The sequence below is a fragment of the Pseudomonas sp. LY-1 genome (assembly GCF_053502595.1).
This window is the reverse complement of record NZ_CP094353.1, coordinates 1,635,366-1,658,382: the sequence shown is the minus strand read 5'-3', so window position 1 is coordinate 1,658,382 and position 23,017 is coordinate 1,635,366. Positions and strand designations below refer to the sequence as shown.

Here is a 23,017-nt window from a genome sequence, read left to right as displayed (position 1 = left end):
CCCGGTGTCAGACCGAGGCCAACACCAAATGCATGTAACGCTTGAGGATCTCAAGCATGTCGTCAGCGCTCAGCGGTTCCGCGCCGTCCAGCAGGCCCTGATATTCCATCCGACCGATAATCGCCGTCAACACTTTGGCATCCTGTTGCGGCTCGCGCGAGCCCAATACCTGGAAAAACTGCCCGGTGCCCTGCAACAGGATCTGCTGGTGAGAACGCACCAGCTCGGCCAGGCGCGGGTTGAGCAAGGCTTCCTGGCGAAACGCCTGCTCGGCCATCAAGTACTCGCGACGATTGCTCAATTGGCGCTGCACGTAATCGGCGGTCAACCGCGCAATGTCATCGGCCAGTTGCGAACGCGACTCCGGGCTGCCATCGCCATACGCGACCATCTCGCGCAACAAGCCTTCGTTACGCACCCACAGCTTGCCCATGAACGCGGCGCTGCGTTCGACGTATTGGGCGAAGGTATCGGTGAGCAGGTCATCGATGTCCTTGAAGTAATAGGTGGTCGCCGACAGGGGCACCCCTGCTTCCGCCGCCACGGCACGGTGACGCACGGCTCGCACGCCATCACGCACCACGATACGCATGGCGGCATCGAGAATATCTTGCCTGCGTTGCTCGCTGCCCCGACGACTGGCCTTGCGGCCCTGGTACTGGACACTTTCAGCCACGGCAGCGGCAATGCCAGCGGCTCCTTCCTGAGCGATTACGCGGTTCACGACACACATCCTTGAAAAGATCAAAACCTGGCGCTGTTTGCTTGACGCTTATTTACGCCACATAAAAAAGCCGCCTTATAAAAGGCGGCTTCGGATTTCGCTACGGTTACGCTTGTGGCCGCATATGCGGGAACAAGATCACGTCGCGGATCGACGGCGAGTTGGTCAGCAACATCACCAGGCGGTCGATGCCGATGCCTTCGCCCGCAGTCGGCGGCATGCCGTACTCCAGGGCGCGCACAAAGTCGGCGTCGTAGTGCATGGCTTCGTCATCGCCGGCGTCCTTGTCGGCCACCTGGGCCATGAAGCGCTCGGCCTGGTCTTCCGCGTCGTTGAGCTCGGAGTAGGCGTTGGCGATTTCGCGGCCGCCGATGAACAGTTCGAAACGGTCGGTGACGTTCGGGTTGTCATCGTTGCGACGGGCCAGCGGCGACACTTCGAACGGGTACTGGGTAATGAAGTGCGGCTGTTCCAGCTTGTGCTCCACCAGCTCTTCGAAAATCATCACCTGCAGCTTGCCCAGGCCTTCGAAGCCCAGCACCTTGGCGCCGGCTTTCTTGGCGATGGCGCGGGCCTTGTCGATGTCGGTCAGGTCGTCGGCAGTCAACTCGGGGTTGTACTTGAGGATCGAGTCGAACACCGACAGCCGCACGAACGGCTCGCCGAAGTGGAATACCTTGTCGCCATACGGCACGTCGGTAGTCCCCAGAACAAGCTGCGCCAGTTCGCGGAACAGTTCTTCGGTCAGGTCCATGTTGTCTTCGTAGTCGGCGTAGGCCTGGTAGAACTCCAACATGGTGAACTCAGGGTTGTGCCGGGTCGAGACGCCTTCGTTGCGGAAGTTGCGGTTGATCTCGAAGACTTTTTCGAAGCCGCCGACCACGAGGCGCTTGAGGTACAGCTCCGGCGCGATCCGCAGGTACATGCCCATGTCCAGCGCATTGTGGTGGGTTTCGAACGGCTTGGCTGCGGCACCACCGGGGATGGTCTGCAGCATCGGCGTTTCCACTTCCAGGAAGTCACGCTTCATCAGGAAGGCGCGGGTGTGGGCAATCACTTGCGAACGCACGCGGAAGGTGTGGCGCACGTCTTCGTTGACGATCAGGTCAACGTAGCGCTGGCGATAACGCTGCTCGGTGTCGGACAGGCCGTGGTGCTTGTCCGGCAGCGGGCGCAGGGATTTGGTCAGCAGGCGCACGCTGGTCATTTCAACGTACAGGTCGCCCTTGCCGGAACGGGCCAGGGTGCCTTCGGCGGCGATGATGTCGCCCAGGTCCCAGGTTTTCACGGCGGCCAGGGTTTCTTCCGGCAGGGTCTTGCGGTTGACGTAGACCTGGATGCGCCCGGACATGTCCTGGATCACCATGAACGAGCCACGGTTGAGCATGATGCGACCTGCCACCTTGACCGGGATCGCAGCCTCTGCCAGCTCTTCCTTGGTCTTGTCCGCGTACTGTTTCTGCAAGTCTTCGCAGTAGGCATCGCGGCGGAAGTCGTTGGGGAAGGCATTGCCCTTGGCGCGCTCGGCAGCAAGCTTTTCCTTGCGCAGGGCGATCAGGGAGTTTTCTTCCTGTTGCAGGGCTTGCGGGTCGAGTTGTTGGTCGCTCATGTCTTTAAATTTTCCATCACAGGTTCGTTGCCCCCGCCACTGGCGGGGGACTTGAGGTCGGGCTGGCGGTTTACAGCCCCGATTTCAGGCTGGCTTCCAGGTATTCGTCGATGTCGCCGTCGAGCACCTTGTCGCAGTCGCTGCGTTCGATGTTAGTGCGCAGATCCTTGATCCGCGACGCGTCCAGAACATAGGAACGGATCTGGTGACCCCAGCCGATATCCGACTTGGTGTCTTCCAACGCCTGGGAAGCGGCGTTGCGCTTCTGCATTTCCTGCTCGTACAACTTGGCCCGCAGCATTTTCATGGCGGTGTCCTTGTTCGCGTGCTGGGAACGTTCGTTCTGGCAACTGACCACGGTGTTGGTCGGCACGTGGGTGATACGTACCGCCGAGTCGGTGGTGTTTACGTGTTGGCCACCGGCACCGGAGGAGCGATAGGTGTCGATCCGCAGGTCGGCCGGGTTAATCTCGATTTCCACCTTGTCGTCGATCTCGGGCGAGACGAACACCGCGCAGAACGAGGTGTGGCGGCGATTGCCGGAGTCGAACGGGCTCTTGCGCACCAGGCGATGCACGCCGATCTCGGTACGCAGCCAGCCGAAGGCGTATTCACCCTTGATGTGAACGGTGGCGCCTTTGATGCCGGCGACTTCACCGGCCGACAGCTCCATGATGGTCGCGTCGAAACCGCGTTTGTCGGCCCAGCGCAGGTACATACGCAGCAGGATGTTGGCCCAGTCCTGGGCTTCGGTGCCGCCGGAACCGGCCTGGATGTCCAGGTAGGCGTTGTTCGGGTCCATTTCGTGGCTGAACATGCGGCGGAATTCAAGCTTGGCGAGGTTTTCCTCGAGACGGGCCAGCTCGGCGACGACATCGCCTACCGCGCCTTCGTCGTTTTCTTCGACAGCCATGTCCAGCAGGTCGCGGCAATCGGCCAGACCGGTGTTCAGTTCGTCGAGGGTGTCGACGATCTGCGCCAGCGCTGCGCGCTCGCGGCCCAGTTCCTGGGCGTATTCGGGTTTGTTCCAGACACTCGGATCTTCAAGCTCGCGATTGACTTCGGTCAGACGCTCATGCTTTTGATCGTAGTCAAAGATACCCCCGAATAGTTTCGGAGCGCTCGGACAGGTCCTTGATGGTGTTAAGGATCGGGTTGATTTCCATGGCGGGCAGCACTCGTTGGCGAACTTTTGAAAGCCGACGAGTATAACGACAAACGTGCGCAAACGGCAGTCCGCTTGGCGAAAAGGCAGGCCCAAGAACCATGAAAATCCACTGTGAGAGGGGGCTTGCCCCCGATGGCGGTGTGTCAGCCCTACACGCGGTGACTGTCACACCGCCATCGGGGGGCAAGTCGAGTCATCGCGCCGCCCCTCGCACATGTGGACCTGCACTGGCCTCGGATCACTCGATACCGACTTGATTGCGCCCGTTGTTCTTGGCCGTATACAGCCCCTTGTCCGCCGCCATGATCAACTGTCGGCAATCGGTGCCTTGCACCGGCGTCATGGTCGACAGGCCGATGCTGATGGTCAGGCTCGCGCCCTCGGCCGGGGCGATGTGCGGGATTTTCAGGGCGGCGACGGCCATGCGCAGTTTTTCGGCGACCAGCCGTGCGCCACCCGGCGAAGTGTTCGGCAGCACCAGGGCGAACTCTTCGCCGCCGTAGCGCGCCGGCAGGTCCGAAGGCCGGCTGCTGGCTTCGCGGATGCTGGCGGCAACCTTGCGCAGGGCTTCGTCGCCTTCAACGTGGCCGAAGCTGTCGTTGTAGGTCTTGAAGAAGTCCACGTCGATCATCAGCAGCGACAATTGGGTCTGGTCCCGCATGGCGCGGCGCCATTCCAGTTCCAGGTATTCGTCGAAATGCCGACGGTTGGACAGCCCGGTGAGGCCGTCGGAGTTCATCAGCCGTTGCAGTACCAGGTTGGTGTCCAACAGTTGCTGCTGGCTGACGCGCAGCGCGCGATAGGCCGCGTCACGCTGCAACAGGGTCATGTAGGAGCGCGAGTGATAGCGGATACGCGCCACCAGTTCGATGTTGTCCGGCAGCTTGACCAGATAATCATTGGCGCCGGCCGAGAACGCCGCGCTTTTGATCAGAGGGTCTTCCTTGGTGGAGAGCACGATGATCGGGATGTTCTGCGTGGCCGGGTGGTTGCGGTATTCGCGCACCAGCGTCAGACCATCCAGGCCGGGCATCACCAGGTCCTGCAGAATCACCGTGGGTTTGATGCGGATCGCCTGGGCGATGGCCTGGTGCGGGTCGGCGCAAAAGTGGAAGTCGATGTTTTCTTCATGGGCCAGGCCACGCCGCACGGCTTCGCCGATCATGGCCTGGTCGTCGACCAGCAACACCATGGCGGCATTTTCGTCGGTCTTGATGCCGTCGATCTGTAAATCATTCATCTGCAATCACCTGAATTACTGCCCGCAAACCAGCACCGCCGGGGATATTGATCATTTTGCAAATACCTCCAGCAGTCGGGGCGCAATTCTGTCCAGTGGGCGAATTTCAACAGCAGCGTCAATCGCCGCCGCCGCTTTGGGCATGCCATACACCGCCGAACTCTGCTGGTCCTGGGCGATGGTCAGATATCCTTGGTCCCGCATTAATTTGAGCCCCTGGGCTCCGTCGCGACCCATGCCGGTCAGCAGCACGCCGACGGCATCACCATTCCAGTGGCTGGCCACACTTTCGAAAAACACATCGATGGATGGCCGGTAAATCTCGTTCACCGGCTCGGCTGTATAGGCTAGCGTGCCATTTTTCAACAGACGAATGTGGTGATTGGTGCCGGCCAGCAGCACGACCCCGCTTTGTGGCGGCTCCCCCTCGCGGGCCAGGCGCACCGGCAGGCCGGAGGCGCTGCTCAGCCACTCGGCCATGCCGGCGGCGAACACCTGGTCCACATGCTGCACCAGCACGATGGCGGCGGGAAAGTCCCGGGGCAGGCCCTTGAGCAGGACTTCCAGGGCCGCCGGGCCGCCGGCCGAAGAACCGATCGCCACCAGGCTCTGGCGTTTGCCGGTGCTGCGCGGCGGCGCGGTTTCGGCGCGCACACGGCTGCCGCGCTGGCCGATCAGCCAGCCAATATTGAGGATCTTGCGCAACAACGGCGCGGCGGCATCCTTGGGATTACCGACGCCCAGGGCCGGCGTATCCACCACATCCAGGGCGCCATGGCCCATGGCTTCGAACACCCGGCTGACATTGGCCTGGCGGTCGACGGTGACGATCACAATCGCGCACGGGCTCTCGGCCATGATCCGCCGGGTGGCTTCCACGCCGTCCATCACCGGCATAATCAGGTCCATCAGGATCAGGTCCGGGGTCAATTCGGCGCAACGTTGCACCGCTTCCAGGCCATTACTGGCTACCCACACCACTTGGTGCGCGGGCTCGAAGCTCACGGCGCGGCGTAACGCCTCCACGGCCATGGGCATGTCATTGACGATTGCAATCCTCATGCCCGCGCGCCTCCGATCAGTTCCACCACGGCATCAAGGAGGGCGTCATCGTGGAAACTGGCTTTGGCCAGATAGTAATCGGCGCCGGCGTCGAGTCCACGGCGTCGGTCTTCTTCGCGGTCCTTGTAGGACACCACCATCACCGGCAACGATTGCAGGCGAGCATCCCGGCGCAAGAGTGTGACCAATTCGATCCCGTCCATACGAGGCATATCAATGTCAGTGATGAGCAGGTCGAAGTCCTCGGAACGCAAGGCGTTCCAGCCGTCCATGCCATCGACGGCGACGGCCACTTCATAACCGCGGTTAAGCAGCAATTTACGTTGCAACTCACGCACGGTGAGCGAATCGTCCACCACCAGCACGCGTTTGCGCGGGGCTTCGGCGGCCTGCTGGCTGCGCCGGGCGATACGCTCCAGGCGGCCGGTATTGAGCAGCTTGTCCACCGAGCGCAGCATATCTTCGACGTCGACGATCAACACCACCGAGCCATCGTCCAGCAACGCCCCGGCGGAAATATCCTGGACCTTGCCCAACCGATCATCCAGCGGCAGCACCACCAACGTGCGTTCACCGATAAAACGCTCCACGGCAATGCCATACACCGCATCGCGCTCGCGGATCACCACCACCTTCAACGTCTCGTCATTACCTTGCCCCGGCGGGCGCTGCAACAGTTGGCTGGCGGCGACCAGGCCGACATGCCGGCCTTCGTGCCAGAAATGCTGGCGGCCTTCGAGCTGCACAATGTCGTCGGGCGCCAGGTCGCACATGCGCTCGATATGCGCCAGCGGGAAGGCATAGGCTTCTTCGCCGACTTCCACCACCAGGCTGCGCACCACCGACAGGGTCAACGGCACTTCCAGATGGAAACGACTGCCCTGCCCCGCCGCTTGCTCCAGCACCACCGCGCCGCGCAGTTGGCGGACCATATGCTGCACCGCATCCAGGCCGACGCCGCGCCCGGAGACTTCGGTGACCTTGTCACGCAGGCTGAAGCCCGGCAGGAACAGGAACGTCAGCAACTCCTCCTCGCTGAGGTTCAAGGCGGTTTCCACCGTCGACAGATGCCGATCAACGATCGTGCCACGCAGGCGTTCGAGGTCGACACCATTCCCGTCGTCGCTCAGCTCCAGCACCAGCAAACCGGCCTGGTGGGAGGCCCGCAAGCGGATCAAGCCTTCGGCCGGCTTGCCCGCCAGCAGGCGTTGTTCCGGCGTTTCGATGCCGTGGTCGACGGCATTGCGCAATAAGTGGGTGAGCGGCGCTTCGAGCTTCTCCAGCACATCACGGTCGACCTGGGTCTTTTCGCCCTCGATCTCCAGGCGCACCTGCTTGCCCAGGCTGCGGCCGAGGTCGCGCACCATGCGGACCTGGCCGGCGAGCACATCGGCAAACGGGCGCATGCGGCAGGCCAGCGCGGTGTCGTAAAGCACCTGGGCGCGTTGCCCGGCCTGCCAGCCGAACTCATCGAGCTCAGCGGTTTTTTCTGCCAGCAGGGCTTGGGCTTCGCTCAGCAAGCGGCGGGCATCGGCCAGGGACTCCTGGGCTTCCAGGCTCAAGTCGAGGGTCTTGAGGTGACCATCAAGGTGGTCCAGCGCACGCACACCGTTACCCTGCACACGCTTGAGGCGTTGCAGGCTGGCCAGGTATGGCTTGAGTCGCTGGGTTTCGACCAGGGATTTGCTCGACAGGTCCAGCAGGCTGTTCAAACGCTCGGCGGTCACACGCAGTACGCGCTCGCCGCCTTCGGTCATGCGCTTGTTCTGACGCAGCGGTTCGCTGCCGAGGGACGGCGCAGGCTCGGGTTCGGCGGGCAGTGCTTCAATCAGCGGAGTGGGCGCTGGAGCAGGCGCAGTTGGCGGCGGCGCCACCTTGGCGGTGGGCTGCGACGGGTCGAGCAGGCGCTCCATCAAGGCCACATACGCCTCGACATCCGCCGGCCCCACGGTATTGCCCGGCGTGGCGATACGCATCAGCAGGTCGGTGCCTTGCAACAGCGCGTCGATGTGTTCCGGCTGCAGATACAGGCGACTTTCCTGGGCGCTGACCAGGCAATCTTCCATGACATGGGACACGCTGACCCCGGCGTCCACCCCGACAATCCGCGCCGCGCCTTTGAGCGAGTGCGCGGCGCGCATGCAGGCTTCGAGCTGGTCGGCCTGGGTCGGGTTGCGCTCCAGGGCCAGCAGGCCCGCGCTCAGTATCTGGGTCTGGGCATCGGCTTCCAGGCTGAACAATTCCAGCAGCGAGGCGTCGCGCATCTGGTCGGGGGTCATGTGAGGCTCCGGGTCACGGCAGACAGCAACTGAGCCTCGTCCAGCCAACGCAGGCTGCGGCCCTTCCACTGCAACACGCCCTGAGTGAAGCGGCCGCTGGCCTGGGTGCCGGAGGCTGACGCCGCCGTCAAAGTACGCTCATCGATGGCATGGATACCGTCGACTTCATCCACCGGCACCACCACCGGGCCATCCTGCGCGGCGATGATCAACATGCGCGGCATGATGCGCCCGCCCGGCGTGCCGTGGCTGATGGCGTCCAGGCCCAACAGCTCGACCAGCGACAGGCACGCCACCAGCGCGCCGCGCACGTTCGCCACGCCAAGCAATGCGCGGGAACGTTGGTGCGGCAGGGAATGGATCGGGTGCAGGGTTGCCACTTCCACCAGGCATCGGGTGGCGATCCCCAGCCATTCTTCGCCGAGGCGGAATATCAGCAGGGAACGGGTGACGATGTCTTCGTTCGCCTGGGTATCGGCGACCGGACGATGATCGTCCTGCTGCAACGCATAGCGATCCAGCAAGCGGGTAGCGGCGGCGGAGTACACCGAGCAGTTGCGGCAGTGGATATGGTCCGCCAGCAACGGGCAGGACTTGTCGCCGTGAATGCCGATCCGGTTCCAGCAATCGTCGATGGCCTGGGTGTCGTCCATCGTCAGGGCCAGGCCCGCAGTGTCGAGCGCGTTGGGGCTACTCATGGTTTTTGCTCACTGTCAGCTCGCTACGCGCGGCCCGCGCCTGCAACCGACGCGCCGCCGCAATGTCGCCCTGGGCTTCGAGCAACGCGGCCAGTTGCATCAGGGCCTGCGGGTGCTGCGGTTCCAGGTACAAGGCTTTTCGATAAAACCCCTGGGCGTCCAGGGCGTTGCCGGCCACATCGCTGAGCAGCCCCAACCAGTAAAACACCTGGGCGGCCGGCGGGTGTTGACTTAAATAACGCTCGCAGGCGGCACGGGCCTCGGCGCTTTTGCCTTCGTTGGCCAGGGTCGCGATCTGGCTGAGCAGGTCGCCGGCCTCCGACGCCGGCGCCTTGATCGGCACCACCTGGGCGTTGAGCGTGCTGAACGGTCGTGGCTTGGGCGGGACCGCTGCGATGCTGCGTCGAGGCGCGGGCGCGGGTATCGGCACGAATACCGGCTCAGGCTTGACCGGCTCAGTGTGCCGGCTAAATGCAAACGACTGCGGCACGCCGATCGAACGCATGCCATGACGCCCCAACAGGCTGCCTTCGGCCGGGCCGATAAACAGCACGCCGTCCACGTGGGTCAGGTTCTTGAGCACGTCGAACACTTGTTTTTGCGTGGGTTGGTCGAAATAGATCAGCAGGTTGCGGCAAAACACAAAGTCGTAGCTCGGTTCATTGGCGAGCAACCCCGGGTCGAGCAGGTTGCCGACTTGCAGGCGCACCTGTTCGCGCACGCGGTCTTCGATGCGATAACCATCGGCCTGCTCGGTGAAGTGGCGGTCGCGAAATTCAAGGTCGCCGCCGCGAAACGAGTTGCGGCCATACACGCCGCGCTGGGCACGCTCCACCGACAGCGGGCTGACGTCCATGCCCTGCACCTTGAACTGGTGCGGCGCCAGGCCGGCATCGAGCAAGGCCATGGCGATCGAATAGGGTTCTTCGCCGGTGGAACAGGGCAGGCTGAGGATGCGCAGCGCGCGCAACTGGTTGATCTCGGCCAGGCGCGCCTTGGCCAGACGGGCCAGGGTCGCGAAGGATTCGGGGTAACGGAAAAACCAGGTCTCGGGCACGATCACCGCTTCGATCAGCGCTTGCTGTTCGTCCTGGGAGTGCTGCAGGTGCTGCCAGTACTCATCCGCCGTGTGGGCCGCGACGGCCTGGCTGCGCTGGCGCACGGCGCGTTCGATGATGGCTTCGCCCACCGAGGCCACGTCCAGGCCAATGCGTTCCTTCAAGAAGGCAAAGAAGCGCGGGTCGTTGCTCATAGGCTCGGCTCGGCAGAAAACAGCAAGGCGCGCACGTCATCGGTGAGCATATCTGCGACGCCGATCCATTGCATCAAGCCCAAGGCATCTTCGCGCACCGGTCCCAGGTAGGGCGCCTGGGGATTGTCCAGGCCGTAGGGTTTGAACTCCGCCGGGTCGCAACGCAGGGTTTCGGTGGCCTGCTCCAGAATCAGTCCCAGCCAACGCGCCTCGAGCCAGGGCTCAGGTTTATAGTTGACCAGTACCAGCCGCGTGCTGGTCCGCGCCTGGGCCGGCTCGCCGAAGGTCAAGGCACTGAGGTCGATGACCGGCACCATCGCGCCGCGGTGGGCAAAGATACCCGCCACCCACAGCGGTGCATGGGCGATGGGTTTGAGCGGCAGGCGCGGCAGCACTTCGGCCACTTCGGTGGCCTTGAGGGCATACCGTTCGTGGCCGATGTGGAACACCAGGAACAACGCCTTTTTTGCTGCCGGGACGACGCCGTGTTTAGCCGCGAGGTCGCTCATCAGACTTTGAAACGCGACACGCCGCTGCGCAGACCGACCGCAACCTGGCTCAGTTCATCAATGGCAAAGCTGGCCTGGCGCAGGGACTCCACGGTCTGGCTGCTGGCATCGCCCAATTGCACCAGCGCGTGGTTGATCTGCTCGGCCCCGGTGGCCTGGGCCTGCATGCCTTCGTTGACCATCAACACCCGCGGCGCCAGGGCCTGGACCTGGTGGATGATCTGCGACAGTTGCTCGCCCACTTGCTGCACTTCGAACATGCCCCGGCGCACTTCTTCGGAGAACTTGTCCATGCCCATCACCCCGGCGGACACCGCCGACTGGATCTCACGCACCATCTGCTCGATGTCGTAGGTGGCTACGGCGGTCTGGTCGGCCAGGCGGCGCACTTCAGTGGCCACCACGGCAAAACCGCGGCCGTACTCACCGGCCTTCTCGGCCTCGATGGCAGCATTGAGGGACAACAGGTTGGTCTGGTCGGCAACCTTGACGATGGTCACCACCACCTGGTTGATGTTGCCGGCCTTCTCGTTAAGGATCGCCAGCTTGGCGTTGACCAGCTCAGCCGCGCCCATCACCGAGTGCATGGTTTCTTCCATGCGCGCCAGGCCTTGCTGGCCGGAACCGGCGGCGACCGAGGCCTGGTCGGCGGCGGTGGAAACTTCGGTCATGGTGCGGACCAGGTCCTTGGAAGTGGCGGCGATCTCCCGCGAAGTAGCGCCGATCTCGGTGGTGGTCGCCGCAGTTTCCGTGGCCGTGGCCTGTTGTTGCTTGGAGGTGGCGGCAATCTCGGTGACCGAGGTAGTCACCTGCACCGACGAACGCTGGGCCTGGGACACCAGGGCGGTCAGTTCGGTCATCATGTCGTTGAAGCCGGTTTCGACCGCGCCGAATTCGTCCTTGCGCTCCAGGTTCAAGCGCTTGCTCAGGTCACCGGTACGCATGACGTCGAGGATCTCGACGATACGCTGCATCGGCGCCATGATTGCGCGCATCAACAGCAGACCGCACAGGCCGGCGGCGAAGATGGCGATGATCAGCGAAACCGCCATGCTGAGCTTGGCCGACAGCACCGACTCGTCGATGGCCGAAGTGGCGCGGTCAGACATGCTCTTGTTTTCGGTGATGATGTCATTGAGCTTCATGCGCCCTTCGATCCAGATCGGCGTCAATTGCTCTTCGACCAGGACGCTCGCGCCCGGCAAATCATTGGCTTCAATGCGCGCCAGCACCTCGGCGAGGGCCTTGTTGTAGTTGATATGCGCCGCCTTGAAGTTATCGAACTCCATGCGATCAGCCTGGCTGTTGACGGTTTTTTCGTAATTGGCCATCTGCTGTTCAATACGCGCTTCGAAAGACTTGAAGTCCGTCTTATCGGCACTGGTGAGGGTTTTATCTGCGCGCAGGCCGATGATATCGATGGTCAGCAGATAGCTGTCGACCCATGCGCTGCGGATCATCGAACTGAGGTAAACCCCCGGTACCGCATCGTCCCGGACCGATTCCTGGCTGACTTCGATCTTCAGCAACCGCGAGTAGGACACCACAACCATCAGCAGCATGATCGCGACAATGACCGCAAAGCTCGCCAAAATCCGCTGGCGCAAGGTCCAATTCTTCACAGTGTTTCCTCGAAGAGCCATTCAAATGGGGGGGAGTATAGCTGAGCACAAGCCTTCATTTATCAATGGGTTTCGACGTGGTGCCCACAGAATGCAAAAACATCCCTGAAGGTAATTACAGAACCAACCTACAAAAACCCGCGAAGCGTCCGACTACCGGGCTTTTCTCGCCGAGCCTAGCGTGCTGGTCCCTGCTAACAAAAGGACACGGCTGGCATGCGCCGCTATTTCATTACCCGAGGAGCCAAAACCACCGCTGGCGGGACCGTCGTCGGCGGTTTGACGGGCTTTCGCATCACCCAAGTGGACATCGCCCTTGAAGGTGAGGACCGGGGGTTGGGCTTGCTTGAGATCTGCTTGCGGTCGCGCCGGCACATTTATGAGGATGGACAGGATCGGGTGTTGTGTTCGGTGGGGCAGGAAAAGCTAAGGTTTGGGGGGATTACCCGGAAATATTGCAGGCCTTCAAGGCGATTGACGATGGAGACATTGCCAAAATGTGTTGAGCATCTGGCTGACCACGAACAACGAAACAATCTTCATCCGATCATGTACGGCGATCCAAAACTCGTGACCCTGCTACGTAGCAACCATCTTTCATACGTCACGGGCATACCGTCCGGGATCGCTCAGGCCATTGAACTGACACTGGCAAACCAATGCAGTCCCGCTGATGAAGGTCGGACCATTGATTTCAACAACAACCCCTTCGCCAATCTAGCCAATATCGATCAGCGTATGGCATTCGTGCTCAAGGCTGCAGCGCGGTTTCACACACTGCTGCGCAGTACTGAGCGGCATCGAATCGAACAGGCGCTAGACGATATCGCTGAAAACCGGGGTGTTCAATGAGCTGGCTCGCGAAGATAGGTTGGCGACGTAGCGGACCGGGACTGGTCGTTGCCGCATCACTCGTATGGATAGCGCTACGCCTGGGCGCGGAAGATCCGGAAATTGCGCTGATGCTAGGCGAGCCCTGGGAAGACATGCGTCAGCGTTCCAGCGCAAGCATTGGCCCAGCCGTTTCGGGAAATTATTGGGGAACAGTACCGAAATCTGATGCTCGCCTGCGTTTCATAGACCCTCAGTATGGGTTTATGAGCCCGCCTGCGCGTTTCTTCATGATTAGATATAAGGATATGCGAGTCGCAGATCTCAGCTTGTCTCCCCAAGTAGAGCCACTACTGCTCGACGACACCCTCAAGGTCGTACTGGACTTGCAGGAGCAATGGCGCAAGGCAGGCTGGGAACCCATTCGAGTTGCGTCCAACCCTCCGTTCGCCGATACCCCGGAATGGCGTGCCCGGCTGCGCAATGTGAACCGAGGCGGTACATCCTATTGGCGAGCGAGCGACAAGTATCAAGTGATGCTGGTGGTTGGGCGATTCAAGGACGATAGACGTCCCACAGAGGAGCGTTACCTCATGACGCTGCAACTGGCCGCGCCATGGGGCCCTCCTTAGCCGCCCCCGATAGACCTGTCACTCCTGATCGCGCCCATCCATGGGAACGATCCCTAAAGCGTCGCCTGGCGCACCTGTTTCTCCAATTCAACCTTCAAACCGGGCTCCAACTTGAGCTGTCGCGCCAGCTCATCCAGGTACGCCTTCTCCATAAAGTTCTCCTCATCCACCAGCATCACACTGGCGATGTACATCTCGGCGGCCATTTCCGGGGTGCCGGCGGCCTGCGCCACGTCTGCCGGGTCGAGGGGTTTGTTCAGTTCGCCGTGTAGCCAGCTTTGCAATTCACGGTCGTTATCCAGCTTGTTGAATTCACCTTCGATCAGCGCGCGCTCGCGCTCATCCACATGCCCGTCGGCCTTGGCCGCCGCCACCAATGCCTTGAGGATGCCCTGGCTGTGTTGCTCGACCTGAGCCGGTGGCAAACGGTCGATGGTCTGCGGCTCGCCTTGGGGCGCGCTGGCCTGCTGCGCCTGCCAGTTGCCATAGGCTTTGTAGGCGATCACGCCCAATGCCGCCAACCCACCATAGGTCAGGGCCTTGCCGCCGAATTTGCGCGCTTTTTTATTGCCCAGCAGCAGGCCCATGGCCCCAGCGGCCAGGGCCCCGCCACCAGCGCCGCCGAGCAAACTGCCGAGCCCGCCACTGCCGAGCAGGCCGCCGAGGGCGCCTTTGTCGTCGGATTTGCGCTGGCCGCCGGCCTTGTTCTGCAACATGTCCTGACCAGACTTGAGCAGTTGTTCGAGTAATCCACGGGTATTCATGCGTAGCCTCCAGACACCAGGGTTCATAAGACCAATAGACTCCCAGCGTAAAACTAAGCGCCAAAAAACCCCGATCTAGAGTGCTTCCAGATGTAACGCGGCTATCCTTCGGTTAAATCGATATACACTCGAACAAATCGATAAAAACACCCCACTGGTAACTCCAGCATGATGACCTTGCGTCAGATCCGCCACTTCATCGCCGTGGCCGAGACCGGTTCGATCTCCGCCGCTGCGCAAACCGCGTTTATTTCGCAGTCGACCCTGACCCTGGCGATCCAGCAACTGGAGCAGGAAATCGGCGTCAACCTGTTCAACCGCCACGCCAAGGGCATGACCCTGACCCACCAGGGCCATCAGTTCCTGCGCCAGGCGCACTTGATCCTGGCCACCGTCGACAACGCCAAGCGCAGCCTGCAGCAGAGCACCGACCAGGTGGCCGGGCAATTGATCGTCGGCGTGACCAGCCTGGTGGCCGGTTATTACCTGGCCGACCTGCTCACCCGCTTCCAACGCGCCTACCCCAATGTGGAAATCCGCGTGATGGAGGATGAGCGCCCGTACATCGAACATTTGCTGGTCAGCGGCGAGATCGATGTGGGCGTGTTGATCCTCTCCAACCTCGAAGACCGCCACGCCCTGCAGACCGAAGTACTCACCCACTCACCCCACCGCCTGTGGCTGCCGGCGCAACATCCGCTGCTGGAGCACGACAGCATCAACCTGGCCGATGTGGCGCGTGAGCCGTTGATTCAGCTGAACGTCGACGAAATGGGCCACAACGCTCAACGCATGTGGGCCTCTGCCTGCCTGCAACCACACGTCACTTTGCGCACCGCCTCCACCGAAGCCGTGCGCAGCCTGGTGGCCGCCGGCCTGGGCGTGTCGATCCAGCCGGACATGACCTACCGCCCCTGGTCCCTGGAGGGCGACATTATCGAAGCGCGCCCCATCGCCGACCTCAGCCAGACCCTCGACGTCGGCCTCGCCTGGCGCCGTGGCACCGCGCGCCCGGCACTGGTCGACCCGTTCCTGACCGTGGCGCGGGAACAGCCGCACCCACGCAAGCCATCTATTTAATCGAATGCTGCATTCAGTATTTAGTATTTGTTGACCTCGCGCCTGACCTCTAGTCTCTGTGCATCCATAAGAGAAGTCGGGCGCCTTGTAAGAGAACGCCCATGGCCACACAAGAAAAGAGATCGCGAAAAATGTCCGCTGCGCCCACCCCGCTGCTCACTGCGTTGCTGATCGACGGCGAACTGGTCCAGGGCCAGGGCTTTGTCGAACCGATTCTCAACCCAGCCACGGGCGAAGTGCTGACCCAGATCGCCGAAGCCAGCATCGAACAGGTCGAAGCCGCGATCCTCGCCGCCCACCGCGCATTTGCCGGCTGGTCCCGCACCACGCCGCAGCAACGTTCGAACATTCTGCTGGGCATCGCCGACGCCATCGAGCACCAAGCCGACTACCTGGCCCGCCTCGAATCCCTGAACTGCGGCAAACCGTTGCACCTGGCCCGCCAGGATGACTTGAGCGCCACCGTCGATGTGTTCCGCTTTTTTGCCGGCGCCGTGCGCTGCCAGACCGGCCAGCTCAGCGGCGAATACCTGCCGGGCTACACCAGCATGGTGCGGCGTGACCCGATTGGCGTGGTGGCCTCGATTGCGCCGTGGAATTACCCGCTGATGATGGCCGCGTGGAAGATCGCCCCCGCCCTGGCCGCCGGTAATACCCTGGTGTTCAAGCCGTCGGAACACACGCCGCTGTCGATCCTCGCCCTCGCTCCAGCGCTCAACCAGTTGTTGCCGCGCGGGGTGATCAACATTGTGTGCGGCGGCGGCGAAGGCGTCGGCAGCCATCTGGTCAGCCACCCGAAGGTGCGGATGGTGTCGTTGACCGGCGATATCGTCACCGGACAAAAGATCCTGCAAGCCGCGTCGAAAACCCTTAAACGCACGCACCTGGAACTGGGTGGCAAGGCGCCGGTGATCGTATGCAACGACGCCGACCTGCAAGCCGTGGTCGAAGGCGTGCGCGCCTACGGTTACTACAACGCCGGCCAGGACTGCACCGCCGCGTGCCGCATCTACGCCCAGGCGGGGATTCACGACAAATTGGTCGCCGACCTGGGCGCGGCGGTCAGCAGCCTGCGCTTTGCCGGCAAGCGCGATGCCGACAACGAACTCGGCCCGCTGATCAGCACGCGCCAGCGCGACCGCGTCGCCAGCTTTGTCGAACGCGCCCTCGGCCAGCCGCATATCGAACGCGTCACCGGCGCCGCCGTGCATTCCGGCGCGGGCTTCTTTTATCAGCCAACCTTGCTCGCCGGCTGTAAACAAAGTGATGAAATCGTCCAGCGCGAAGTGTTCGGCCCGGTGGTCACCGTGACCCGCTTCGACGAACTGGAACAAGCGGTGGACTGGGCCAACGACTCCGAATACGGCCTGGCCTCGTCGGTGTGGACACAGAACCTGGACAAGGCCATGCAGGTCGCGGCGCGCCTGCAATACGGCTGCACCTGGATCAACAGCCATTTCATGCTGGTCAGCGAAATGCCCCACGGCGGCTTGAAGCGCTCCGGGTATGGCAAAGATCTGTCCAGCGATTCGCTACAGGACTACAGCGTGGTGCGGCACATCATGGCCCGCCACGGCCAGCACCTTTAAAACAACAACTAAGCTCAAGCGTCACCGGCTGCAAAAAACTGCCCCGACCATAATTAAAGAAGAGGGATTCCCCATGTCCGCGCATAAGACCGCACTGCTCAGTGCCCTGACCACCGCGCTGCTGGCCAGCGCCAGCCTGCAGGCCGCCGAACCGCTCAAAGCGGTAGGCGCCGGCGAAGGCCAGTTGGATATCGTCGCCTGGCCCGGCTATATCGAACGGGGCGAAAGCGACAAGGCTTACGACTGGGTCACAGGTTTCGAGAAGGAAACCGGCTGCAAGGTCAATGTGAAAACCGCCGCCACCTCTGACGAAATGGTCAGCTTGATGGCCAAGGGCGGTTACGACCTGGTCACCGCGTCAGGCGATGCGTCGCTGCGGTTGATCGTCGGCAAGCGGGTGCAGCCGATCAATACCGCGTTGATTCCCAACTGGAAGACTATCGACCCGCGTCTGAAAGACGCGCCGTGGTACGTGGTCGGCCAGCAAACCTACGGTACTCCGTACCAGTGGGGGCCGAACGTGCTGATGTACAACACCAACGTGTTCAAGACCGCGCCCACCAGTTGGAATGTGCTGTTCGAGGCGCAGAACCTGCCGGACGGCAAGCCGAACAAAGGCCGCGTGCAAGCCTACGACGGCCCGATCTACATCGCCGATGCGGCGCTGTACCTCAAGTCGACCAAGCCGGAGCTGGGCATCCAGAGCCCCTACGAGCTGACCGAAACCCAGTACAAAGCCGTGCTCGACCTGTTGCGCGCACAGCAACCATTGATCCACCGCTACTGGCACGACACCACCGTGCAGATGAGTGACTTCAAGAACGAAGGCGTGGTCGCCTCCAGCGCCTGGCCGTATCAGGTCAACGGCCTGATCAACGAGAAGCAGCCGATTGCCTCGACCATTCCCAAGGAAGGCGCCACCGGCTGGGCCGACACCACCATGCTGCACAGCGAGGCCAAGCACCCGAACTGCGCCTACAAATGGATGGACTGGTCGCTGCAGCCGAAGGTCCAGGGCGATGTCGCCGCCTGGTTCGGCTCCCTGCCGGCGGTGCCGGCGGCCTGCACCGGCAGCGAATTGCTCGGCGCCGAGGGCTGCAAGACCAACGGCTTCGACCAGTTCGACAAGATCGCCTTCTGGAAAACCCCGCAGGCTGAGGGCGGCAAGTTCGTGCCGTACAGTCGCTGGACCCAGGATTACATTGCGATCATGGGCGGGCGCTAATCCCCCCTGTGGGAGGGGGCTTGCTCCCTCCCACATTGAGCACATTCACCGATGTTCTGTTTTTTCAGAAGTCCAGGCCGGGCCGCTGCGACGACCCGCGCCTTTTGGGAGCACCGCACCATGACGCTTGCAGTCCAATTCACCCACGTTTCCCGTCAGTTCGGCGAAGTGAAAGCCGTTGACCGGGTTTCCATCGATATCCAGGACGGCGAGTTCTTTTCCATGCTCGGCCCTTCCGGCTCGGGCAAGACCACCTGCCTGCGCCTGATCGCCGGGTTCGAGCAGCCGAGCGCAGGCTCGATCCGGATTCATGGCGAGGAAGCCGCCGGCTTGCCGCCGTATCAGCGTGACGTCAACACGGTATTCCAGGATTACGCGCTGTTCCCCCACATGAATGTACGCGACAACGTGGCCTACGGCCTGAAAGTCAAAGGCGTGGGCAAGACCGAGCGCCTCGACCGCGCCGAAGAAGCCCTGACCATGGTCGCCCTCGGCGGCTACGGCGAGCGCAAGCCGGTGCAGCTCTCCGGCGGCCAGCGCCAACGGGTCGCCCTGGCCCGCGCACTGGTCAATCGCCCGCGCGTGTTGCTGCTGGATGAACCGCTGGGTGCCCTCGACCTCAAGCTGCGCGAACAGATGCAAAGCGAGCTGAAAAAGCTGCAACGCCAGCTCGGCATCACGTTTATCTTCGTGACCCACGACCAGACCGAAGCGCTGTCGATGTCCGACCGCGTGGCCGTGTTCAACAAGGGCCGCATCGAACAGGTCGACACCCCGCGCAACCTCTATATGAAACCGGCCACCGCGTTCGTCGCCGAATTCGTCGGCACCTCCAATGTGATTCGCGGCGATTTGGCCCAGCGCCTCAGCGGCAGCCCGCAACCGTTCTCGATCCGCCCGGAGCACGTGCGCTTTGCCGAAGGCCCGCTGGCGGCCGACGAAGTGGAAATCAGCGGCCTGTTGCATGACATCCAGTACCAGGGCAGCGCCACCCGCTACGAACTGAAACTGGCGAACGGCCAGGCGTTGAACATCAGCCAGGCGAATAACCAGTGGCTGGACATCAGCAACGGCTATCAGGTCGGCCAGCCCATCACTGCACGCTGGGCGCGGGCCGCCATGACCACCCTGACCGACCACGCAGGCGAGGTGTGACATGAGCCTGACCCAAGCGCCGATGCGCAGGTTTTCCAACCTGCTGTATCGCAAACCCAACCTCTACCTGGCAATGCTGCTGATACCGCCGCTGATCTGGTTCGGCGCGATCTACCTGGGCTCGTTGCTGACCTTGCTGTGGCAAGGCTTCTACACGTTCGATGACTTCACCATGGCGGTCACGCCGGACCTGACCCTGGCCAACTTTGCCGCACTGTTCCAGCCGTCGAACTTCGACATCATCCTGCGCACCCTGAGCATGGCGATTGTGGTGTCGCTCGCCAGCGCCATCGTCGCCTTCCCCATCGCCTATTACATGGCGCGCTACACCACGGGCAAGACCAAGGCGTTCTTCTATATCGCGGTGATGATGCCGATGTGGGCCAGCTATATCGTCAAGGCATATGCCTGGACCCTGCTGCTGGCCAAGGGCGGCGTGGCGCAATGGTTTGTGCAGCACCTGAGCCTGGAGCCGCTGTTGCAGTTCGTGCTGGGGATCCCCGGCGTGGGCGGCAGCACCTTGAGCACCTCGCACCTTGGGCGGTTCATGGTGTTCGTCTACATCTGGCTGCCGTTCATGATCCTACCGATCCAGGCGTCGCTGGAGCGTTTGCCGCCGTCGTTGCTGCAAGCCTCGGCCGACCTGGGCGCCAAGCCGCGCCAGACCTTCATGCAGGTGATCCTGCCGCTGTCGGTGCCGGGGATTGCCGCCGGTTCGATCTTTACGTTTTCGCTGACCCTGGGCGACTTCATCGTGCCGCAGCTGGTCGGGCCGCCGGGTTACTTCGTCGGCGGCATGGTGTACGCCCAGCAAGGCGCCATCGGCAACATGCCAATGGCCGCGGCGTTCACCCTGGTGCCGATCGTGCTGATCGCGGTTTACCTGTCCATCGTCAAACGCCTGGGGGCCTTCGATGCACTCTGAGAAATCATCCATCGGCCTGAAGATCGCGGCCTGGGGCGGCTTGGTGTTTCTGCACTTCCCGATCCTGATCATCTTCCTGTACGCCTTCAACACCGAAGAGGCGGCATTCAGCTTTCCACCCCAGGGCTTCACCCTGAGGTGGTTCAGCGTGGCCTTCGCCCGCCCGGACGTGCTCGAAGCGATCAAGCTGTCGCTGCAGATCGCGGCCATCGCCACCCTGATCGCCATGGTCCTCGGCACCCTCGCTTCAGCCGCGCTGTATCGCCGCGAGTTCTTCGGCAAGCAAGGTGTGTCGCTGATGCTGATCCTGCCGATCGCGCTGCCGGGGATCATCACCGGTATCGCCCTGCTGGCGACGTTCAAGACGCTGGGCATCGAGCCGGGGATGTTCACCATCATCGTCGGCCACGCGACCTTCTGCGTGGTGATCGTCTACAACAACGTCATCGCCCGCTTGCGCCGCACCTCCCACAGCCTGATCGAAGCCTCGATGGACCTGGGCGCCGACGGCTGGCAGACCTTCCGCTACATCATCATGCCCAACCTCGGCTCGGCGCTGCTGGCCGGCGGCATGCTGGCGTTTGCGCTGTCATTCGACGAAATCATCGTCACCACCTTCACCGCCGGGCATGAGCGCACCTTGCCGCTGTGGCTGCTCAACCAGTTGAGTCGCCCACGGGATGTGCCGGTGACCAACGTGGTGGCGATGCTGGTGATGATCGTGACGATGTTCCCGATTCTGGGTGCCTATTACCTGACCCGCGGCGGTGAAAGCGTGGCAGGCAGTGGTGGCAAATAATGTGGGTATTGGAGAAGTGCCCCCACACTCAGAGCCGGTTTCTTCAGGGCAATAACAACAGTTTTTTGGAGGAGTGAACCATGCAAACCAAACTCTTGATCAACGGCCAACTGGTCGAAGGCGAAGGCCCGGCGCAGGCCGTATTCAACCCGGCGTTGGGCCGTGTGCTGGTGGAAATCAACGAAGCCAGCGAAGCCCAGGTCGACGCCGCTGTGCGGGCCGCCGATGCAGCGTTTGAAAGCTGGTCACAGACCACGCCCAAGGATCGCTCGCTGTTGCTGCTGAAACTGGCGGACGTGATCGAAGCCCACGGCGAAGAACTGGCCAAGCTGGAATCGGACAACTGCGGCAAACCCTACAGCGCCGCACTGAACGACGAGATCCCGGCGATTGCCGACGTGTTCCGCTTTTTTGCCGGTGCCAGCCGCTGCATGAGCGGCTCGGCCGGCGGTGAATACCTGCCGGGCCACACCTCGATGATCCGCCGCGATCCGGTGGGCGTGATCGCCTCCATCGCCCCGTGGAACTACCCGCTGATGATGGTCGCCTGGAAAATCGCCCCAGCCCTGGCCGCCGGTAATACCGTGGTGCTCAAGCCGTCGGAACAAACCCCGCTGACCGCATTGCGCATGGTCGAACTGGCGTCGGAGATCTTCCCGGCCGGCGTGCTCAACCTGGTCTTCGGCCGTGGGCCCACCGTGGGCAGCCCGTTGGTGAACCACCCGAAAGTACGCATGGTGTCGCTGACCGGCTCCATCGCCACGGGCGCCAACATCATTTCCAACACCGCCGACCGCGTGAAGCGCATGCACATGGAACTGGGCGGCAAGGCGCCGGTGATCATCTTCAACGACGCGGACATCGACGCGGCGGTGGAAGGCATCCGCACCTTCGGTTTCTACAACGCCGGCCAGGATTGCACCGCGGCGTGCCGTATCTATGCCCAAGCGGAAATCTACGATGCGTTCGTCGAGAAGCTCGGCGCGGCAGTCGCCAGTATCAAGTACGGCTTGCAGGACGACCCGACCACCGAGCTGGGCCCGCTGATCACCGCGCAACACCGCGACCGCGTGGCCGGTTTCGTCGAACGTGCCGTGGCGCAGCCGCATATCCGTCTGGTGACTGGTGGCAAGGCGGTGGAAGGCAATGGCTTCTTCTTTGAGCCGACGGTTTTGGCCGATGCGCAGCAGGACGACGAGATCGTGCGCCGCGAGGTGTTCGGGCCGGTGGTGTCGGTGACCAAGTTTGCCGATGAAGCACAGGTGCTGGGCTGGGCCAACGATTCGGACTACGGTCTGGCGTCATCCGTATGGACCGCCGACGTGGGACGCGCCCATCGCTTGGCTGCGCGCTTGCAGTATGGCTGCACCTGGGTGAACACTCACTTCATGCTCGTCAGCGAAATGCCTCACGGCGGTCAGAAACTGTCGGGGTATGGCAAGGACATGTCCATGTACGGGCTGGAGGACTACACCACCGTGCGCCATGTGATGTTCAAGCACTGAACCTCGCCCTGATACCTTGACTGTAGGAGCAAGCTTGCTCGCGAAGAACGCCAATGATAATGCGGGGCATCCGATTAAACGCGGTGTCCAGGCGCCTGTCGCGAGCAAGCCCCCGCCCACATTGGATCTTCATAATTCCTGGGTAATGTGCTCACTTAAAGCCCGGAAATGTCTTGTCTCATTTGCCAAGCCATCATCCCGCCATCAATCATTTTTCCTACGCCATCGAACCGCTTAAGCTATGCGGCGTCTGTTTAATGTCCGTTGCGTTTGGCCGAAGGCATGTCCGAACCGTTATCTTTGATCCAGCACGCGCCAGGGCCGGCGCGGGATTTGCTCACGACAGGTT

20 protein-coding genes are annotated in these 23,017 nt (G+C 62.2%); 9 read left to right on the top strand and 11 right to left on the bottom strand.

What is annotated here, in order from left to right; genetic code table 11:
- Positions 1-7: 7 nt before the first annotated feature.
- The 10 genes from MOQ67_RS07510 to MOQ67_RS07465 form a co-directional block, all read right to left on the bottom strand.
- A complete protein-coding gene (locus MOQ67_RS07510) occupies positions 8-724 on the bottom strand; it encodes a TetR/AcrR family transcriptional regulator (protein ID WP_017844698.1) in 717 nt (238 codons plus the stop codon).
- A gap of 106 nt (positions 725-830) precedes the next feature.
- Positions 831-2,333 (bottom strand): lysine--tRNA ligase, encoded by a 1,503-nt coding sequence (gene lysS, locus MOQ67_RS07505; RefSeq protein ID WP_017844697.1) that lies wholly within the window; start codon positions 2,331-2,333, stop codon positions 831-833.
- Positions 2,334-2,403: 70 nt separating this feature from the next.
- A protein-coding gene (prfB, locus tag MOQ67_RS07500) for a peptide chain release factor 2 (protein WP_098100956.1) occupies positions 2,404-3,499 on the bottom strand; the annotation gives its coding sequence in 2 pieces (ribosomal slippage) (positions 2,404-3,426 and positions 3,428-3,499; 1,095 coding nt in all).
- Positions 3,500-3,739: 240 nt separating this feature from the next.
- The gene (locus MOQ67_RS07495) at positions 3,740-4,741 is read right to left on the bottom strand and encodes a response regulator (RefSeq protein WP_017844695.1); all 1,002 of its coding nucleotides are present in this window, start codon (positions 4,739-4,741) and stop codon (positions 3,740-3,742) included.
- 51 nt (positions 4,742-4,792) lie between these two features.
- Positions 4,793-5,803, bottom strand: coding sequence for a chemotaxis response regulator protein-glutamate methylesterase (cheB, locus tag MOQ67_RS07490; protein WP_026139760.1), 1,011 nt, complete (start codon positions 5,801-5,803; stop codon positions 4,793-4,795).
- Entirely contained in the window at positions 5,800-8,082 is a 2,283-nt protein-coding gene (locus tag MOQ67_RS07485) for a hybrid sensor histidine kinase/response regulator (RefSeq protein ID WP_102617366.1), read from the bottom strand. Before MOQ67_RS07485 ends, cheB begins: the two co-directional genes overlap by 4 nt.
- Positions 8,079-8,780, bottom strand: a complete 702-nt coding sequence (locus MOQ67_RS07480) for a chemotaxis protein CheW (protein ID WP_017844692.1) — start codon at positions 8,778-8,780, stop codon at positions 8,079-8,081. Before MOQ67_RS07480 ends, MOQ67_RS07485 begins: the two co-directional genes overlap by 4 nt.
- Complete coding sequence (locus tag MOQ67_RS07475; RefSeq protein ID WP_198717845.1) at positions 8,773-10,032, bottom strand: CheR family methyltransferase; 1,260 nt, start codon at positions 10,030-10,032, stop codon at positions 8,773-8,775. The genes MOQ67_RS07480 and MOQ67_RS07475 overlap by 8 nt, the downstream gene beginning before the upstream one ends.
- Positions 10,029-10,541 (bottom strand): chemotaxis protein CheW, encoded by a 513-nt coding sequence (locus MOQ67_RS07470; protein ID WP_104903819.1) that lies wholly within the window; start codon positions 10,539-10,541, stop codon positions 10,029-10,031. Before MOQ67_RS07470 ends, MOQ67_RS07475 begins: the two co-directional genes overlap by 4 nt.
- Positions 10,541-12,163, bottom strand: coding sequence for a methyl-accepting chemotaxis protein (locus MOQ67_RS07465; RefSeq protein ID WP_046490129.1), 1,623 nt, complete (start codon positions 12,161-12,163; stop codon positions 10,541-10,543). Before MOQ67_RS07465 ends, MOQ67_RS07470 begins: the two co-directional genes overlap by 1 nt.
- Before the next feature lie 216 nt (positions 12,164-12,379).
- On the opposite strand from MOQ67_RS07465, the gene MOQ67_RS07460 reads away from it, so the two are divergent.
- The gene (locus MOQ67_RS07460; protein ID WP_198717846.1) at positions 12,380-13,015 is read left to right on the top strand and encodes a DUF2515 family protein; all 636 of its coding nucleotides are present in this window, start codon (positions 12,380-12,382) and stop codon (positions 13,013-13,015) included.
- On the top strand, positions 13,012-13,626 hold the full coding sequence (locus MOQ67_RS07455; RefSeq protein WP_198717847.1) for a hypothetical protein: 615 nt from the start codon (positions 13,012-13,014) through the stop codon (positions 13,624-13,626). Before MOQ67_RS07460 ends, MOQ67_RS07455 begins: the two co-directional genes overlap by 4 nt.
- 53 nt (positions 13,627-13,679) lie before the next feature.
- On the opposite strand, the gene MOQ67_RS07450 is transcribed toward MOQ67_RS07455, so the two are convergent.
- Positions 13,680-14,390: a tellurite resistance TerB family protein gene (locus tag MOQ67_RS07450; protein WP_102617361.1), complete on the bottom strand. Its 711-nt coding sequence runs from the start codon at positions 14,388-14,390 to the stop codon at positions 13,680-13,682.
- Positions 14,391-14,558: 168 nt separating this feature from the next.
- Here MOQ67_RS07450 and MOQ67_RS07445 point away from each other — a divergent pair, with 168 nt between their 5' ends.
- From MOQ67_RS07445 to MOQ67_RS07415, 7 genes are all read left to right on the top strand, one after another.
- Complete coding sequence (locus MOQ67_RS07445) at positions 14,559-15,470, top strand: LysR family transcriptional regulator (RefSeq protein ID WP_017844684.1); 912 nt, start codon at positions 14,559-14,561, stop codon at positions 15,468-15,470.
- A 131-nt stretch (positions 15,471-15,601) separates the two neighbouring features.
- Positions 15,602-17,059 (top strand): gamma-aminobutyraldehyde dehydrogenase, encoded by a 1,458-nt coding sequence (locus MOQ67_RS07440; protein WP_017844683.1) that lies wholly within the window; start codon positions 15,602-15,604, stop codon positions 17,057-17,059.
- Positions 17,060-17,132: 73 nt separating this feature from the next.
- Positions 17,133-18,284, top strand: coding sequence for a putative ABC transporter substrate-binding protein YdcS (gene ydcS, locus MOQ67_RS07435; protein ID WP_017844682.1), 1,152 nt, complete (start codon positions 17,133-17,135; stop codon positions 18,282-18,284).
- A gap of 120 nt (positions 18,285-18,404) precedes the next feature.
- Positions 18,405-19,439 (top strand): ABC transporter ATP-binding protein, encoded by a 1,035-nt coding sequence (locus MOQ67_RS07430; RefSeq protein ID WP_017844681.1) that lies wholly within the window; start codon positions 18,405-18,407, stop codon positions 19,437-19,439.
- Between the two features lies 1 nt (position 19,440).
- The gene (locus MOQ67_RS07425; RefSeq protein WP_198717848.1) at positions 19,441-20,364 is read left to right on the top strand and encodes an ABC transporter permease; all 924 of its coding nucleotides are present in this window, start codon (positions 19,441-19,443) and stop codon (positions 20,362-20,364) included.
- Positions 20,354-21,163 carry an ABC transporter permease gene (locus MOQ67_RS07420; protein ID WP_010563467.1) on the top strand — a complete coding sequence of 270 codons (810 nt, stop codon included), beginning with the start codon at positions 20,354-20,356 and terminating at the stop codon, positions 21,161-21,163. The genes MOQ67_RS07425 and MOQ67_RS07420 overlap by 11 nt, the downstream gene beginning before the upstream one ends.
- 80 nt (positions 21,164-21,243) lie before the next feature.
- The gene (locus MOQ67_RS07415; RefSeq protein WP_046484929.1) at positions 21,244-22,668 is read left to right on the top strand and encodes a gamma-aminobutyraldehyde dehydrogenase; all 1,425 of its coding nucleotides are present in this window, start codon (positions 21,244-21,246) and stop codon (positions 22,666-22,668) included.
- Positions 22,669-23,017 lie beyond the last annotated feature (349 nt).